Below are 16721 nucleotides of genomic sequence, written 5' to 3' on the forward strand. Positions count from 1 at the left end.
GCCTCGGCGCGGTCCGCTGCGGCGCGTGAGGGCACGCGCCGCGGCCGCTCCCCTGGCGCCGGGCGGCCCGGGCTGCTCGGCCGTCGCGCTTCGTCGGAGCCTCCCGCCCCACGCACGGAACGGATACATCTGCGGAGCGGAGCAGAGCAGTCTTCCCGTCTTCCAGCCTCTCAAAGGATCCCCCATGGCGAAGAAGAACTACGTGCTCGACACCAACGTGCTCCTCCACGACCCCGAGGCCCTGAACGCCTTCGAGGACAACGTGGTCAACATCCCGATCACGGTGATCGAGGAGATCGACCGGTTCAAGAAGAACCTGGACGAGATCGGCCGGAACGCCCGGCACGTGTCCCGGTACCTCGATGCCCTGCGCACCAAGGGGGACCTGAAAGCCGGCATCCCCAACGAGCACGGCGGCGCCGTGCGGGTCATGTTCGGGCTGGAGTACGCCGACCGGCTGCCCCCGGAGCTTGCCGCGGGCAAGGGCGACAACCGGATCCTGGCCGTGTGCCTGGCGCTCAAGGAGATGGAAACGCTTCCCGTGGTGTTCGTGACCAAGGACACCAACCTCCGGATCAAGGCCAACGCCCTGGGGATCCGGGCCGAGGACTACGAGCGGGGCAAGGTGCGGCTCGAGGAGCTCTATACCGGGACGGCCGAGCTCTCGGTACCCGCCGGCACGGTGAACCGGTTCTTCCAAGAGCACGGGGTCGCGGTGGAGGCCGAGCTCTTCGACAACCAGTACGTGTGGCTCCGGGACGAGACGAATCCCCAGCACGCGGGGCTCGGCCGGTACCGGGCCGAGTCGGGCAAGGTGGAGCCCCTGCGGGTGCCCAAGGAGGGGGTGTGGGGCGTGCACCCGCGGAACCGGGAGCAGCGCTACGCCCTCGACGCCCTCCTGGACGAGCGGATCCAGCTCGTGACCCTGGTGGGGAAGGCCGGGACGGGGAAGACGCTCCTGGCCATCGCGGCCGGGCTCCAGAAGAGCATCGAGGAGCAGGTGTACAAGCGGCTCCTCGTGTCCCGGCCGATCTTCCCCATGGGCCGGGACATCGGGTTCTTGCCGGGGGACGTGCAGGAGAAGCTCCGGCCCTGGATGCAGCCCATCTTCGACAACGTGGACTTCCTGTTCGCGGGGGTGGAGGACCGGGAGGGCCGGCGCCGGCGGGGGTACCAGGAGCTCATCGACATGGGGCTCATGTCGCTGGAGCCCCTGACCTACATCCGGGGCCGTTCGATCCCGTACCAGTACATGATCGTGGACGAGGCCCAGAACCTCACGCCCCACGAGATCAAGACCATCATCACCCGGGCCGGGGAGGGCACCAAGATCGTGCTCACGGGCGACCCGTACCAGATCGACAACCCGTACATCGACTCCACCTCCAACGGCCTGAGCTACTGCGTGGAGCGGTTCAAGAACCAGTCCATCGCGGCCCACGTGACCCTGGAGAAGGGCGAGCGAAGCCCGCTGGCCGAGCTCGCGGCCAACGTGCTGTGAGCGGCGCGGGGTTGCACCGGCGGCTTTCGGGATTATCTTGGCGGACCCGCGCGGACCGGCCATGGGACCTGCGGCCGACCCCCGCCTGAACCGCACCGAGGGGTTTTACCGGGGGGAGCACCCGAGCCTCTTCTGGGAGCTTACGGTGTGCCAGAGCCTGGCCGACCCGGCCGGGCCCTACGCCGCGGCCCTGGAGGAACGCCTGCCCTACGGCGCCCTGGTGGCCCGGTTTCTGCGCGCCCGTCTGGGGTGGGAGGGGCCCGGCCAGGTGGTGGAGGTGGGGGGCGGGTACGGCACCCTGATGGAGGCGTTCTCGCGGGAGTGGCCGCCCCGTCGGGTCACGATGGTGGACCTGAGCCCCCGGTTCCTGGCGGAGCAGCGCCGGAGGCTCGGGAGGCTTCCGGGGGCGGCCTTCGTGGAGGCGGACGCCCGGGCTTACCTCGCGGGCCTGGCCCGGCCCGTGGATCTGGTGATCGCCAACGAGATCGTGGGGGACTTCCCCACCGCGGTGGGCCTCCGGCGCGACCGGGTGCTCGCGGCCGGGGCCGGGGAGCCGGCCGACCCGGTCACGGCCGCCGTGGCCGAGCGGGTCCGGCGCTACGGGATCGACCTTTCGGACGCCCCGGAGACCCTCGCGTTCAACCTGGGGGCGGTGGAGTTCCTGGAGGCCCTGGCCGGCAAGGCCCGGGCCGTGTTCCTCACGGAGCACAGCTCGGACGTCCGGCTTCCCGACCCTTACGGGTTCCTGCCGGTGCCGGAGGGCGACGGGTACCCCCGGCGGGTGCCCCTCAAGGACCACGACGAGTACACGGTCCGGTTCGGCCACCTGGAGGCCGCGGCCCGGGCCCTCGGGTTTCGGGTGCGGCGGTTCCACCTGGCCGAGGTGGTGGGCCTGCGGCGGGACGAGGGCCTCCGGTTCATGGCCCGCACCGGGGTCACCCTGTCGGAAACCGCCGAGGCCGTCCGGGAGTTCTGCGAGCACATCGCCGAGTACCAGGGCCTCCTGTTGACCGCGGAGGGGGAAGGGAATCATGAGAAACCCCGTCGGCCGAAACGCCCCATGTCCCTGCGGTAGCGGGCGCAAATACAAGCGCTGCTGTGCGGGGCGCCACGAGGCCGCTCGGTTGCGCTCCGCACGGGCGGCCGAGGCGACCCGGAAGTTTTTGGACTGGGCGGCATGGCACTATGGACCGGAGATCGAGGACGCCATCTCGAAGGACTACTTCGGGGAGCTCGATGCCGAGGACCTCAAGGATCTCGGTCGGCTTCCGCCGGGTCTGCGGGACATGCTCGACCGGAACATCGGCGACTGGCTGGCCACCGAGGCCGAGATCCGGGTGGGTTCCCGGAAGCGGCGGGTTCTCGACCTCGCCCTGGAACCGGGGGGGCTCCTCCTCGAGGCCGAGGAGCGCGCGTGGCTCGAACTCCTCCGGGACGCCCCCATGGGCCTCTACGAGGTGGTGGAGGTCAAGCCCGGAGATGGCGTGCGAGTGAAGGACCTGCTCATGCCCGATTCCCCGCCCGTCTGGGTGGTGGAACGCTCCGGCTCGGAAAGCCTGGCTCGCTGGACCGTGCTCGCGGCCCGCATTGTGCGGTGTGGGGAGGATCTCGTTTTCTCCGGTGGCCTGTACCATTTCAGGCCGGACGAAGGGCACCTCGTGCTCGAGGACGTGAGGCGCAGGCTCCGGCGTGGGCGCCAGAAGGACGTGGGCCGCACGGTTCGCCGGGCCGCGGTGGCGGGGTGGGTGCCCCTGCTCCTTCGGGCGGTTCGGCCCGAGACCTTGGTGTGCGCGGATGTGGAGACCGGCGAGCCGATTCAGTTCGTGACGGACCGCTACCGGGTATCGGACCGGAAGGCCCTGGCAACGCGGATCGAGGCCCGGCCGGACGTGGTCGGCGATCGGAAAGAGGGCTGGGCCTGGGTGGACGGCCGGCCCGAGGACGAGACGAGGCGGATCCGGGCGGCCCTGCGTCTCGAACGGGGGGACGTGCTGGTCGTGGAAGCCCGAACCCTCGGCCGGGCCGATGCTGCGCGCGAGTGGGTCGCCGAGGTGGCGGGGGATCTCACGACGCACTTGGGGCGGATCGTCCAGGATCCGGTTGGGGCGATGGGGCAGGGCGCGGCGTCGGTCGGCCCCCGTATACCCGGGCCGATGGCTCCGGAAGCCGACGAAGCGATCCGGCGCGTGTTGCGCGAGCACTACGAGGCCTGGCCCGACCACCCGCTCCCGGCGCTGGGCGGTAAGACCCCAAGGGAGGCCGTGCGCACGGCCAAAGGGCGAGAACAGGTGGAGGCCCTGCTGAAGACCATCATGGAGGGGGAAGCCCAGCGGGCGCGCCGCCAAGGGGGGCGGCCCCTCGATCTCGGGTTTCTCTGGAAGACGCTCGGGCTCGAGCCGCCGGGAACTTGATAGATTGGGGGTGTTTCGGCTGGGGTGCTCAACCGCGTGAACACTCCCTTGCGCGAAGACGGAACGGGCGAGGGGTAGGGAGCCTTGGCCTCCCAGCTTTCCAGCCTTCTAGCTTTCTAGCCTTTTCGAAAGGATTTCGCCATGTACGACATCTTCGAACCCGTCCAGATCGGGCCCTTGACGGCCCGCAACCGCATCGTGCGCTCGGCCACCTGGCTCGGGCTCGCCGACGAGGACAACCGCGCCACCGACGCCCTGGTGGAGCGCTACGCCGAGCTCGGCCGGGGCGGCGCCGGCGTCGTGATCACCGGGTACGCGGCCGTGAGCCCCGAGGGGCGCCAGGCGCCGCGCATGCTCGGGGTGTGGGACGACGGCCACGTGGCGGGTCTCGCCCGGATCGCCCGGGCCATCCACGAGGGCGGGGCGCTGGCCGGGGTGCAGATCGTCCACGCGGGGGGCCAGACCCGGTCGGACTGGATCGGGGGCCTGACCCCCATTGCCCCCTCCTTCGTGGACCACCCCCAGTTCCCCGAGATGCCCCGGGAGATGTCGGCCGAGCAGATCGCCCGGGTCGTCGGCGACTTCGCCCGGGCGGCCCGCCGGGTGCGGGAGGCGGGGTTCGACTTCGTCCAGCTCCACGCGGCCCACGGGTACCTGATCAACCAGTTCCTGTCGCCCGGGACGAACCAGCGCACCGACGCCTACGGGGGCACCCTGCGGAACCGGTTCCGGTTCCTGGAGGAGATCGTGGCCGCCGTGCAGGGGGTGGCCGGGCCCGACTTCCCACTGGCCGTCAAACTGAACGGCTGCGACTTCGTGGACCGGGGTCTCGAGATCGACGAGGCGGCCCAGGTGGCGGAGTGGCTGGCCCAGCGCGGCGTCGCGTTCATCGAGGTGAGCGGCGGCACCCCGGCCTCGGGCGACCGCGGGCCGGCCCGGGCCAAGGTGAAGCCCGGGGAGGGGGAGGCCTACCTCCGGGACCTCGCGGCCGCGGTGAAGCGACGGGTGGGCTGCCCCGTGGCCACGGTGGGGGGCCTGCGGCGGATCGAGACCCTGGAGAACCTGCTCCTGGAGGGGGTGGCCGACCTGTTTAGCCTGTCGCGGCCGCTCATTTGGGAGCCCGACCTCCCGAACCGCTGGGCCTCGGGCGACCGGGCGCCGGCCCGGTGCGTGAGCTGTAACGGCTGCTTCGGCCCGGGGTGGAAGGGGGAGGGCGTGCGCTGCGTCGTGCGGGAGAAGGACGAGGGATGACCCGGCCCCTCCCGCCGCCGGGAGACGTGGGGCTCGCGGTGGTGGACGTCCAGCCCGGGCTCCTCAAGGCCTACCCGCCCCGGCGGGCCGAGCGGGTGGTCGCGGCCGTGGCCGGGGCGCTCCGGCTCCTGGAGCCCCTGGAGCTTCCCACCCTGCTGCTCGAACTCGATCCGGACCGGTTCGGGCCCACCCACCCCGAGGTCGCGGCCGCGGCGCCCCGCGCGCGGGTAGCGGCCAAGGCGTGGTACGACGCCACCCGCGACGCCGGCGCGTGGGGGGCGCTGGAGGCCCTTGGCACCGGATGGGTGGTCCTTCTGGGGATCGAAACCCACGTGTGCGTGCTCCAGACCGCCCTGGGGCTCCTGGAGCGGGGCCGCCGGGCGGGGTTCCTCGACGACGCCGTGTTCTCCCGGGACCCACGGGACCGGCGGGTGGGCCGGGAGCTCCTCCTTCGGGCCGGCGCCGTTCCCCTGTCCACCGAGACCCTCCTCTTTGCGCTCCTGGGCGGCCGGGACCACCCCGCGTTTCCCCGCGTCCTGCCCCGCCTCAAGGCCCGGGTGGCCAGCCGATGATCCCACGGGCCCGGAGCGGTCGGTGTTCGGGAGGGTGCGGTACCTGAGCTCGGAGAACACGGCGCGGAAGGTGAGACTGCGGGCCGACGGCGTGGTCGAGGTCGTGAACGAGTGCCGCCGGGGTCCGGAGGGAAACTGGCGCCGGGCCCGGGCGCCCGACCCGTCCGAGCCCGCCAAGCTCAAGGAGAGCTTTTTCTGGCCCTTCCGGGCCGCCTAGTGAAGCGTTCCCGAAATCCCGTAGTTTTCCCCAGGGCTGGGGCTGGGGGCCCCTCCTTCGCTGAACGGCCTCGCAGGGGCCGCCTCGGCGCGGTCCGCTGCGGCGCGTGAGGGCACGCGCCGCGGCCGCTGCCCTGGCGCCGGGCGGCCCGCGCTGCTCGGCCGTCGCGCTTCGTCGGAACCCCCAGCCCCAGCTCCTCAATTTGCATACCTTTTTATGAAACGGACCACTAGTGGATCCTCGATCTCGGGGAGGACTACGAGTACGCCCTCGTGGGTTCCCCCTCGCGGGAGTACCTGTGGGTCTTGAGCCGCAGCCCCCGCATGGACGAGGCCCTCTACGAGCGGCTCCTCGGCCGGGTGCGGGCCCTCGGGTTCGACCCGGACCGGCTGGTCCGCACGGCCCAGCCGTGAGGCCAGGCCGGGCTCAACAGCCCGGCCGGCCGGATGAGCCCCTCCGGGCCGCCCCGCAACCGCCCCCGTCGCAGCCCTGGCAATGGCCGCGCTTCTTCCAAACGGATCGATAGAACAGGTACCCGGCCCCGGCGAGGATCGGGATCATCCAGGCGATGTCCACCGCGGTCATTTCTCGACTCCTCCTCAGCCACCGAGCCCGAGCAGCCTGCCGCCCTGGTAGATGACGAAGGCGGCGAGCCAGGCGAGCGCCGTCTGGTACGCGAACGCGATCCCGAACCACTTCCAGGTTCCGAACTCGTGGCGCATGGCGATGGCGACCACCACGCAGGGCATGTAGAGGAGCACGAACGCCATGAAGGCGTAGGCGCTCAGCGGGGTGAACGCGTTGCGGACGGCCCGGATGAGCGGCGATCCCTCGTCCTCGGGTTCGGCCGCGAGGCTCACCACCCCGAGGGTGGACACCACGTTCTGGCCGGCCGCCACGACGGCGTCCACGAAGGAGGTGCCGATCTCCTTGAGATCCTCGGCCAGAGTGGGGGCGGGTTCGTCGCCCGCCTCCTCGGCAAAGGCCGTGGGGGCGTAGATCTCGCCCATGGTCCCCACCACGATCTCCTTGGCGATGACCCCGGTGATGAGCGCCGAGGCCGCCTCCCAGGTGCCGAATCCCAGGGGTTCCAGCACGGGGGCCACCGCGGCCCCGGCCCGGCCCAGGTAGGAGTCGCGCTTGTGTTCCACGCCCCAGGGGAGGTTCAGCAAGAACCACACGAACACCGATACCGCCAGGATGTAGGTGCCCGCCTTGAGCAGGAAGTGTTTGCTCTTCTCCCAGGTGTGGATGAGGAGGCTCTGCCAGGTGGGGATCCGGTACGGCGGAAGCTCCATGATGAACACCGGGGCCTGCCCACGGAACAGGGTGCGCTTGAACACGAGACCCATCAGGATCGCGAGCCCGATGCCGAGAACGTAGAGCGACCAGATCACCGTGCCCGCGTTCGCCGGAAAGAACGCGGCCGCGAACACGACGTACACGGGAAGCCGGGCCCCGCACGACATGAGGGGCACCAGCAGGGCGGTCAGCGCCTTGTCCCGCTCGCTGTCGAGGGTGCGGGTGGCGTAGATGGCGGGCACGTTGCAGCCGAACCCCAGAAGCAGCGGGATGAACGATTTGCCGTGCAGGCCGATCGCGTGCATGGCCCGGTCCATCACGAACGCCGCCCGGGCCATGTAGCCGCTCCCCTCGAGGAACGTGATGAAGAACATCATGGCGAAGATGACGGGCACGAACACGAGCACGAAACCCACACCCGCCAAGATGCCGTCGAGGGCCAACGACGCCGTCCAGTCGGGCGCCCCCACCGCCTGGAGGCCGGCCTCCACCCACCGCCGGGCCGGGCCGGCCAGCACCCCGTCGAGCCAGTCGGCAAACGGGGTGGACACGTCGAAGGTGAGCTTGAACACGAACCACATGGCGGCAAGGAAGATCGGGAGGCCCAGGAACCGGTTCAGGACCACCCGGTCGATCCGCTCGGTGAGGTCGGCCCGCCGGAGCCCCGGCCGCTTTAGGACCTCCTGGGTGAGCCCGGCAGCCAGGGAGTACCGGGCCTCGGCCACGAGCCCCTCCAGGTCCTCGCCGTGGGCCTTCTTGAGGTGCTCCAGGGGCTCGCCGAGCCAGGGGACGTCAGGGGAAAGCGCGAGTTTTTCGAGCACGTCCTGGTCCGACTCGATCACCTTGAGGGCGAGCCACCGCTCCGGGTACTGCTCGGCCTGCCCGGGCAGATGGTCGCGAAGGCGGGCGGCGACCTCCCTTTCGGCCTCCTCGAAGTCCGGGCCGTACGAAAGCTGCCGGGGCTTGTTCGCGTTGGGGTCGGAGGCCGCGGCGAGCACGGCCTCCATGAGCTCGCTCACCCCGCGCTTGCGGGTCGCCACCGTGGGCACCACCCGCACCCCGAGCCGTTCTTCCATGGCGGCGAGGTCGATCTGAAACCCCTTGGCCTCCGCCTCGTCAAACACGTTGAGGGCGATGACGACCGGGATCCCGAGCTCCAGGAGCTGGACCGTGAGGTAGAGGTTCCGCTCGAGATTCGTCGCGTCCACCACGTTCACCACCACGTCGGGCCGCTGGGTGACGAGGTAGTCCCGGGCGATCACCTCCTCGAGGGAGTAGGGCGAGAGCGAGTACGTGCCGGGCAGGTCCACGAGCCGGACGCGCCGGCCGGCGAACTCGAACTCGGCCTCTTTCTTCTCCACGGTCACCCCGGGCCAGTTGCCCACGTGGAGCCGGGTGCCCGCGACCGCGTTGATCAGGGTCGATTTGCCGGCGTTGGGGTTGCCGGCCACGGCCACCACGATGGGACGCTCGGGCACGGGGACGACCCGGTCGTCCTCTGCCCGGGCGGCGTTTCCAAGGGCGCTCATGGAATCACCTCCACCGTGATTTCGCTGGCTTCCTTTTTCCGCAACGACAGCTGGTAGCGCTTGACCGTGATCTCGATGGGATCCCCGAGGGGCGCGATCTTCTTGACCGCAAGCTCCTCCCCGGCGATCACCCCCATGTCCATGAGCCGCCGGCGCAGGGGCCCGACGGCGCCAATCGCCACGATGCGGGCCCGCTGCCCGGGTTTCAGATCGCTCAGCCTCATGTCGGCCTCCTCTCGACAAAGATTCGCATGGCCACCCCGCGCCCGAGCGCGATGCGGGTCTCGTCCACCCGGAGGAGCAGCGCGTCGCTGCGGCCGCCGGACACCACCTCCACCTCGGCCCCGACCCGAAGGCCCATGCTCTCCAGGCGGTGCCAAGGGGGCGTGCGATCGGCGGACGAGGACGTGCCGGTGGGGGGCGGCGCCAACCGCGAGATCCGCGCGCGGTCTCCGGGGCTCAGAAGTGCCAGTGGGAACATGGGAACTCTCCTCGTCGGGTTTGGCGAACGGGGGGCAGAGCCACCCCTTGGTTCTGCAATTGCAAATGGCTTGCAGCTGCGTATATCCGATCCGGGGCGCCGGTGTCAAGGAATATTGAGTTCGGCAATGGAGGAAAAGGGGGTTTGTTCCCGACCGGAGGCGGGGTGGAAGGGCAAGACTCGGGGCCCCAGACGGGCTCGCCCCTACTAAGACCAACGAAAATATTGCCAGATCCCCGTCGTTGCTGCGGAAACCCGCGGGTGGGGGGCTGGTGGAGCGCCGGGTGCGGCCCCTTACCTCGCCTCGCCCACCTCCCTGTAGCGGGCCTCGAGCCGTTTCATCCCCCCGATCACAGCCAGGCACATCCGGCTCCTCCTTCGCGGCGCAGGATCAGCCCGCCAGTTCGCCCACGTCTTCTTTGCGCTTTCGCTTGAGGTACCGGGCGCACTGCTGGAGCCGGTCGTACCCGAGCATGATCCCCAGGATGAAGTCCTCCTCATCGGTAAGATCCGAGAGCCGCTTGTCGGCGATCCGGCGCACGACCTCGATGCAGAGCTCGTTTCCGAAGAACACGTTGATGTTCCCGTTGCCCAGGGGGTGGATGAGGTACGGGATGCCTTCGCGGGTGAGCTTCTCCTCGATTTCGGGTCGGTGGGCCCCGCGGGTGGTGTGCAGCACCAGGTTCCGGAGGCCCTTTTTGTACTCATAGACGTGGTGGCAGAAGACCTTCATGCCCTTCCCTCCCGCATGACGATATTGCAAGTAAGAGGCAAAATCAGATACAGGGGGCGGCCGGGGGGTGTCAACCCCCGGGGGAGCAGTGCGGGAACCAAGCTGGGGGAAACGCGGCCCGCCACGGGTTCGGACCCCTTGCTCCCCACCGGTGGTTTGGTTATGGTCAAACTTCGTTTATCGGGACGGATTCGAAGGTCGGTTTCGCCATTTCGAAGAGAGGAGGAATCTCGCCATGGCCAAGCTCCTGTGGACCCCGTCGCCCGAGCGCATCGAGCAGGCGAACCTGACCCGGTTCATCCGCTGGGTGAACGAGCAGCACGGGCTCGACCTCAAGACCTACGACGACCTCTACGACTGGTCGATCCGGGAGATCCCGGCGTTCTGGGAGAGCGTGTGGAAGTTCGTGGGCATCCGGCACTCCACCCCCTACGAGGCGGTGCTCGAAAACCCCGTGATGCCCGGGGCCAAGTGGTTCCGGGGGGCCCGGCTTAATTTCGCGGAGAACCTGCTCCGGCACCGGGACGACCGGCCGGCCCTGGTGTTCGTGCGCGAGGGCGGCGAGGAGCACTCCCGGGTCACCTACGCCGAGCTGTACGGGCTGGTGGCCAAGATGGCCCGGTTCCTCAAGGAGGCCGGGGTGAAGGAGGGCGACCGGGTCGCCGGGTTCATGCCGAACCGGATCGAGACCGTGGTGGCCATGCTGGCGGCCACCAGCATGGGCGCGATCTGGTCCTCGTGCAGCCCGGACTTCGGGTTCAAGGGGGTGATGGACCGGTTCGGCCAGATCGAGCCCAAGGTGCTCGTGACCTGCGACGGGTACTTCTACAACGGGAAGGCCTTCGACTCCCTGGGACGGGTGGCCGAGGTGGCCCGGGAGATTCCGGCGGTGGAGCGGATCGTGGTGGTCCCGTTCGTCTCGGACTCGCCCGACCTTTCGGTGCTGGGCGGAAAGGGGGTGCTCTGGGCCGACGCGCTGGCGAACGACGCGGCCGAGGTGGAGTTCGCCCAACTCCCCTTCGACCACCCCTTGTACATCATGTACTCCTCGGGCACCACGGGGGTGCCCAAGTGCATCGTCCACGGCGCGGGGGGCACCCTGATCCAGCACGCCAAGGAGCACATCCTCCACACCGATCTAAAGCCCGGTGACGCGATCTTCTACTTCACCACCTGCGGGTGGATGATGTGGAACTGGCTGGTGAGCGCCCTGTTCGTCGGGGCCAAGGTGGTGCTCTACGACGGCAGCCCGGCCTACCCAGACATGAACGTCCTGTGGAAGATGGCCGAGGAGCAAAAGCTCACGGTGTTCGGGACGAGCGCCAAGTACATCAGCCTGTGCCAGAAGTCCGACGTGCACCCCGGCCGGGACTTCGACCTCACCCCCCTCAAGGCCGTGTGCTCCACCGGTTCGCCGCTCTCCGAGGACGGGTTCGAGTGGGTGTACCAGGAGGTGAAACAGGACCTCCAGCTCGCTTCCATCAGCGGCGGCACCGACATCATCTCGTGCTTTATGCTGGGCTCGCCCATCGACCCGGTGTACGCCGGCGAGATCCAAAAGCGCGGCCTCGGCATGAAGGTGGAGGCCTGGACCGAAGAGGGAAAGCCCGTGATCGGCGAGAAGGCCGAACTCGTGTGCACCGCGCCCTTCCCCTCGATGCCGATCTACTTCTGGAACGACCCGGGCAACGAGAAGTACCTGGACGCCTACTTCCGGTACTTCCCCGGGGTGTGGCGCCACGGCGACTACATCGAGATCACCCCCCGGGGCGGGGTGATCGTGTACGGCCGGTCCGACGCGACCCTGAACCCGGGCGGGGTGCGGATCGGCACGGCCGAGATCTACCGGCAGGTGGAGGCCCTGGACGAGGTGGTGGACTCCCTGGTCATCGGCCAGAAGTGGGAGGACGACGTCCGGGTGATCCTGTTCGTGGTGCTCCGGCCCGGGCTCACCCTGGACGAGGCGCTGGTGAAGAAGATCAAGACCCAGATCCGCACCAACTGCACCCCGCGCCACGTGCCGGCCAAGGTGATCCAGGTGCCCGACATCCCGCGCACCCTCAACGGCAAGAAGGTGGAGATCGCGGTCACCAAGATCGTCCACGGCGAGGAGGTGAAAAACCGCGACGCCCTGGCGAACCCCGAGGCCCTGGACTACTTCAAGAACCTGCCGGAACTCGCCACGTGAGACCGACCGACTGGGTTCCCGTCGTCGCGGCCGTGGTACGCCGCGGCGACGGGCGGGTGCTCCTGGCCCAACGCCCTTCGGGGGCCCACGCGGGGCTGTGGGAGTTCCCGGGGGGCAAGGTGGAGCCCGGGGAGACCCCGGAGCAGGCCCTCGCCCGGGAGCTCCGGGAGGAGCTCGGGATCGGGATCGAGGTGGGCGACGAGCTCGCCACCGTGGAGCACCGCTACCCCCACATCGCCATCCGCATGACCGCCTACACCTGCCGCCTGGTCGAGGGCGAGCCCCGGGGGCTCCACGGCCAGGCCGTGGCCTGGGCCACCCCGCCGGAACTCCCCCGCTACCCCATGCCCGAGGCCGACGTTCCGATCGCCCGGCTGGTCGAGGGTCGCGAGACCTAACGGAGGCCTACGAAGCTGTTGCCGCACGCGGGTGGGGGGCTGGCTCCGGCCGGGCGCGAGTGCGGCACCCGATCGCCGCGCCTTCGCATGCCGGCGGCTACTCGGTAGGCCGGGGCGCCGGTGGCGGAAGTTCCGGAACTTCCGAGGCGATTCAGGCTTGGTGAGGACGCGGCGAGGTGAGGGGCCGCGCCCGGCTCTCCACCAGCCCCCCACCCGCCGGTTCCCTTGTGAACGCCCGGGATCTGGCAACGCTTCCGTTGGTATTGCCAACGCCCCCGAGCGGCCGACGCCCCTCGCCCGGTTGCGCACTCGGCCCGCCGTGTGCTTTGATCGGCCGCCGGAGGACCGGGCCCCCGTGGAGGAGAGAGGAGATCGATGCCGGGGCTGGACGCATCCGTTCTGGGGAACACCGTGCGCGCCTACCTGGTGGCCTTGGGCATTGTTGTGGCCGCGGCCGTCTTGGGGCGGGTGGGCCGGTTCGTGCTGGAGCGCTATCTGGCCCGGTGGGCCGAGAAGAGCCGTACCCGGCTCGACGACCTTCTGGTGGGCCGGGTGCTCTCGCCGGCCGTCCACCTGTTCTTGCTGGGCGGGGTGTGGCTCGCCAAGGCGAACCTCCGGATCCCCGATCCCTTCTCCGGCTGGATCGACCGGGTTCTGGTGGTGGTGGCGGTGGTGCTCTTTTTCGCCATCGCGATCCGGTTCGTGCAGGGGCTGGTCGAGGTGGGGGCCCGCGCGTACCTGGACCGGCTCGAGGCCCGCGGGGTGGAGGACCTGGAGGACCGGCGCCGCACCGTGGCCCGGGTGGAGAAGCAGATCCGCGAGGTGGCCAACATGGTCCTATGGATCCTGGGCTTCCTCACGGTGCTCTCCAACCTGGGGGTGGACCTCAAGGCGATCTGGGCGAGCCTCGGGATCGGCGGGATCGCCCTGGTGGTCGCGGTGAAGGAGCCGCTCGCCAACCTGGTGGGCCGGCTCTACATCTACGGCACCGGCATCTTCGACGAGGGCCACTTCATCGCCTTCGGCCCGTGGTCGGGCACGGTCACCAAGATCGGGCTGTTCCGGACCTACCTCGAGCTCTTCTCCGACATGACCACCGTGTCCATCCCCAACGCCGACTTCGTGAAGGGTGCGGTCAAGAACTACTTCGGCCGCACCAAATTCATGTACAAGTGGGACCTGGACGTGCCCTACGAGGTGCCGGCCGACCGGCTCCAGCACCTGGCCGAGCGGCTCCGGGCCTACGTGCTGGGCCTTCCAGAGGTAAACCCCCAGATGTGCTGGATCTATCTGGACCGGCTCGATCGGTACTCCAAGGTGATCCGGGTGTGGTTCCAGGCCCATCTGCCGGACTGGGCCACCTCGCTCCGGTACGGAAACGAGGTGCTCCACGGCATCCAGCGGGTGTTCGCCGAGGAGGGGGTGGAGTTCGCGTTCCCCACCCAGACCGTGTACTTGGCGGGGGACGAGAGGAGGGGTGACCATGGAACGGTGGCTTGCGCTGGCGGCGGCGCTCCTGTGCCTGGCGACACCGGTGCGGGGGCAGGAGCAGGCGCTTCGGGGGCTTGAGCCGCCCCGGGTCGCGGCGGCCGAGGTGCCGGCGGCCCTCGAGCGGACGGGGCTCACCCGGGAGGCCCTGGCCGGGGCGGTGCGGGGGGAACTGGAGGCGGCCGGACTCGCCCCGGCCGCAGGGGACGCGGCGCTGGTGGTTCGCGCCCGGGCCACTGAGCTGCGGGGGGCGGGCCTGTTCGCCTGCGCCGTGGACCTGGCCCTGGAAGAGCCGGTGACCACGGCCCGGGGCGTTCCGGTGCGGGCGGTCACCTGGCGGGAGTCGGCGGTGCTGGCCCAGATGAGCGGACGGGCGGCCGACGCGGTGCTGGCCGCGGCCCGCGATCTGACCCGGGCCTTCGTCAACGCCTACCGGACCGAGAACCCGCGGGAGTGAGGGCGCCTGGTCCCCGGGGGGACCGTCTATGAACCCGGCGCCAATAGAGGCGCGCAAGGAGACCGCGAGGGCATGGGGCCTGCTTCCGGCCGTGCCTGCGGCGTCCGGCTCCTGCAGGAGCCACGCCTGGCGGTCCGGCAGGCCGTTTGGCCGCCCGAGTATTGATACCTTCAAACGTATTGCCGGGGGCGGGTGGGGGCCTGGTTCCGGCCGGGCGCGAGTGCGGCACCCGATCGCCGCGCCTTTCCATGCCGTTGTCGGCTCGGCAGGTCGGGGCGGCGGTGGCGGACGTTTCGGATCTTCCAAAGCGATCCGGGCGTGGTGAGGGCGCGGCGAAGTAAGGGGCCGCACCCGGCTCTCCACCAGCCCCCCCCCCGCGCGCGGGTTTCCGTGTCGACGAGGGTGTTTTGACAATACTTCCGTTGGTTTTAGTGTGGCAATGAGACCACCGACTGGGGGAGAGGGGACACGACATGAGCGACGCCTACGATGCCATCGTGATCGGCGGTGGGCCCGGGGGCCTCACCGCGGGGATGTACCTGGCCCGGGCGGGCCGGAAGACGCTGCTTCTTGAGCAGGCCCTTTTGGGCGGCCAGATCGCCCAGACGGCCCATGTGGAGAACTACCCCGGATTCCCCGAGGGGATCAGCGGCCGGGAGCTCATCGACCGCATGGAGCAGCAGGCCCGCCGGTTCGGGCTCGAGATCCAGTTCGGCCGGGTGGAGGCGCTGCGGGTCGACGGGGACGAAAAGGAGGTGTTGGTCTCGGGGTTCCCGTTCCGGGCCCGGGTGGTGGTGGTGGCCACCGGGCTCGTGCAGCGGCTCGGGGTGCCGGGGGAGGAGGAGTACCTCGGCCGGGGGGTCTCCTACTGCGCCACCTGCGACGGCGCCCTCTACCGGGGACGGCCCGTGGCGCTGGTGGGGGCGAGCGAGTGGGCCATGGAAGAGGCCCACTTCCTGAGCCGGTTCGCCGACCCCCTGTACCTCGTGATCCCCACGGCCGATCTCAAACCCACGAGCGAGCTGCGTCAGGAGCTCCTGGCCCACCCCAAGGTCGAGGTGGTGCCGAACGCGAAGCCCCTCGAGGTGCGGGGTGACGACCAGGGGGTGACCGGGCTCCGGATCGAGGACCGCGCCTCGGGCGGGGAGCGGGAGCTCTCGGTGGACGGGGTGTTCATCTTCTCGGGCCGAAAACTGCCGGGCACCGATTTCCTGCGGGGCGTGCTGGAGCTCGACGAGGCGGGGTACGTCGTGGTCGGGGAGGACTGCGAGACGAGCGTGCCCGGCGTCTACGCCGTGGGCGACGTGCGTCGCCGGCGGTTCCACCAGGTGGCCACGGCCGTGGGCGACGGCGCCGTGGCCGGCATGGACGCCCTCCGGCACCTGAAGGGCCGGTGATCGGGGTGCGGATCGCGGCCTTCGCCGACCTCCACGGCGACCTCCCCGCCCTGGAGGCGATCCTGGAGGACGCCCGGCGGCGGGGCGCCGAGGCCCTGTTCCACCTGGGGGACATGGGGGGCGGTCCCGAGGGGGCCGTGGTCTGGGCCCGGCTTCGGGAGGCCGGCGTCGTCGGGGTGCGGGGGGAAGCCGACCCCACGGATCTGCCCGCCTGGATCCGGGTGGAGGACGGCGGCGTGGCGCTCGCCCTGTGCCACGCCGACCCCCGGGAGGCCTGGCGCCCCCTGGACGCCGGCACCCCGGACGGGGAACTCGATGAGGTGTTCGCCCTGGTGGAGGCCGGGGTGCTCCTGGTGGGGCACACCCACGAGCCCCTGACCCGGGAGGTGAGGGACCGGCTGCTCCTCAACCCGGGGCCGGCCGGGGGCGGGGCCGAGGCCCGGTACCTTCTGCTCGACACCGAGGGAGGCCTCACGGTCCTTCACGTTCGCGTGCCGGTCCGGAGGGCCCCAGGCGAGTCCCGGTAGGCTTGTCTCGGGGGCCGGCGCTGCCGGAGGGCCCGCGACGGGCGCGGCGGAATGCGGTTGAGACCGAGGGGAGCTTGAAACGGGAGTCGCGTTGTGGGTAGAATCCGCCTTCCGGTTGAGGCCGGAGAAACGGTGAGCGGGAAGCGTCGGGACGTGGCGCAGTCTGGTAGCGCGTCTGCTTCGGGAGCAGAAGGTCGCTGGTTCGAATCCAGTCGTCCCGACCATCTTTCCCCCGCCGTTTTTCGTTTCGGGCGAAGAGGCCAGGGGTT

18 protein-coding genes and 1 tRNA gene are annotated in these 16721 nt (G+C 70.2%); 14 read left to right on the top strand and 5 right to left on the bottom strand.

Annotated features, from left to right (window positions below; translation table 11 throughout):
* Positions 1-184 precede the first annotated feature (184 nt).
* From ACY0I8_RS04895 to ACY0I8_RS04925, 7 genes are all read left to right on the top strand, one after another.
* A complete protein-coding gene (locus tag ACY0I8_RS04895; protein WP_461393839.1) occupies positions 185-1501 on the top strand; it encodes a PhoH family protein in 1317 nt (438 codons plus the stop codon).
* Positions 1502-1562: 61 nt separating this feature from the next.
* Positions 1563-2576: a methyltransferase domain-containing protein gene (locus ACY0I8_RS04900; protein ID WP_461393840.1), complete on the top strand. Its 1014-nt coding sequence runs from the start codon at positions 1563-1565 to the stop codon at positions 2574-2576.
* A complete protein-coding gene (locus ACY0I8_RS04905) occupies positions 2533-3912 on the top strand; it encodes a YecA family protein (RefSeq protein ID WP_461393841.1) in 1380 nt (459 codons plus the stop codon). The genes ACY0I8_RS04900 and ACY0I8_RS04905 overlap by 44 nt, the downstream gene beginning before the upstream one ends.
* Before the next feature lie 141 nt (positions 3913-4053).
* Entirely contained in the window at positions 4054-5163 is a 1110-nt protein-coding gene (locus ACY0I8_RS04910) for an oxidoreductase (protein WP_461393842.1), read from the top strand.
* Positions 5160-5735 (top strand): isochorismatase family protein, encoded by a 576-nt coding sequence (locus tag ACY0I8_RS04915; protein ID WP_461393843.1) that lies wholly within the window; start codon positions 5160-5162, stop codon positions 5733-5735. The genes ACY0I8_RS04910 and ACY0I8_RS04915 overlap by 4 nt, the downstream gene beginning before the upstream one ends.
* Before the next feature lie 22 nt (positions 5736-5757).
* On the top strand, positions 5758-5952 hold the full coding sequence (locus ACY0I8_RS04920; RefSeq protein WP_461393844.1) for a hypothetical protein: 195 nt from the start codon (positions 5758-5760) through the stop codon (positions 5950-5952).
* A gap of 236 nt (positions 5953-6188) precedes the next feature.
* The gene (locus tag ACY0I8_RS04925; RefSeq protein ID WP_461393875.1) at positions 6189-6365 is read left to right on the top strand and encodes a lipocalin family protein; all 177 of its coding nucleotides are present in this window, start codon (positions 6189-6191) and stop codon (positions 6363-6365) included.
* Between the two features lie 13 nt (positions 6366-6378).
* Here ACY0I8_RS04925 and ACY0I8_RS04930 read toward each other — a convergent pair whose 3' ends face one another.
* The 5 genes from ACY0I8_RS04930 to ACY0I8_RS04950 form a co-directional block, all read right to left on the bottom strand.
* On the bottom strand, positions 6379-6537 hold the full coding sequence (locus tag ACY0I8_RS04930; protein ID WP_461393845.1) for a FeoB-associated Cys-rich membrane protein: 159 nt from the start codon (positions 6535-6537) through the stop codon (positions 6379-6381).
* A gap of 14 nt (positions 6538-6551) precedes the next feature.
* Complete coding sequence (gene feoB, locus ACY0I8_RS04935; protein WP_461393846.1) at positions 6552-8783, bottom strand: ferrous iron transport protein B; 2232 nt, start codon at positions 8781-8783, stop codon at positions 6552-6554.
* Positions 8780-9007 carry a FeoA family protein gene (locus ACY0I8_RS04940; RefSeq protein ID WP_461393847.1) on the bottom strand — a complete coding sequence of 76 codons (228 nt, stop codon included), beginning with the start codon at positions 9005-9007 and terminating at the stop codon, positions 8780-8782. The genes feoB and ACY0I8_RS04940 overlap by 4 nt, the downstream gene beginning before the upstream one ends.
* Positions 9004-9264 (bottom strand): FeoA family protein, encoded by a 261-nt coding sequence (locus ACY0I8_RS04945; protein ID WP_461393848.1) that lies wholly within the window; start codon positions 9262-9264, stop codon positions 9004-9006. Before ACY0I8_RS04945 ends, ACY0I8_RS04940 begins: the two co-directional genes overlap by 4 nt.
* A gap of 391 nt (positions 9265-9655) precedes the next feature.
* Positions 9656-9997 (bottom strand): DUF2023 family protein, encoded by a 342-nt coding sequence (locus ACY0I8_RS04950; protein WP_461393849.1) that lies wholly within the window; start codon positions 9995-9997, stop codon positions 9656-9658.
* 235 nt (positions 9998-10232) lie between these two features.
* Here ACY0I8_RS04950 and ACY0I8_RS04955 point away from each other — a divergent pair, with 235 nt between their 5' ends.
* The 7 genes from ACY0I8_RS04955 (at position 10233) to ACY0I8_RS04985 (ending at position 16676) form a co-directional block, all read left to right on the top strand.
* A complete protein-coding gene (locus ACY0I8_RS04955; RefSeq protein WP_461393850.1) occupies positions 10233-12185 on the top strand; it encodes an acetoacetate--CoA ligase in 1953 nt (650 codons plus the stop codon).
* Positions 12182-12583, top strand: coding sequence for an 8-oxo-dGTP diphosphatase MutT (gene mutT / locus ACY0I8_RS04960; RefSeq protein WP_461393851.1), 402 nt, complete (start codon positions 12182-12184; stop codon positions 12581-12583). Before ACY0I8_RS04955 ends, mutT begins: the two co-directional genes overlap by 4 nt.
* A gap of 375 nt (positions 12584-12958) precedes the next feature.
* Positions 12959-14152, top strand: coding sequence for a mechanosensitive ion channel family protein (locus ACY0I8_RS04965; RefSeq protein WP_461393852.1), 1194 nt, complete (start codon positions 12959-12961; stop codon positions 14150-14152).
* Positions 14067-14528, top strand: coding sequence for a hypothetical protein (locus ACY0I8_RS04970; RefSeq protein WP_461393853.1), 462 nt, complete (start codon positions 14067-14069; stop codon positions 14526-14528). Before ACY0I8_RS04965 ends, ACY0I8_RS04970 begins: the two co-directional genes overlap by 86 nt.
* Positions 14529-15001: 473 nt before the next feature.
* Positions 15002-15925 (top strand): NAD(P)/FAD-dependent oxidoreductase, encoded by a 924-nt coding sequence (locus ACY0I8_RS04975; protein WP_461393854.1) that lies wholly within the window; start codon positions 15002-15004, stop codon positions 15923-15925.
* Positions 15922-16452, top strand: a complete 531-nt coding sequence (locus ACY0I8_RS04980; RefSeq protein WP_461393855.1) for a metallophosphoesterase family protein — start codon at positions 15922-15924, stop codon at positions 16450-16452. Before ACY0I8_RS04975 ends, ACY0I8_RS04980 begins: the two co-directional genes overlap by 4 nt.
* A 147-nt stretch (positions 16453-16599) precedes the next feature.
* Positions 16600-16676: transfer RNA gene (locus ACY0I8_RS04985), tRNA-Pro, on the top strand.
* The last annotated feature ends 45 nt before the right edge of the window (positions 16677-16721 follow it).

This window comes from Deferrisoma sp. (assembly GCF_054681715.1).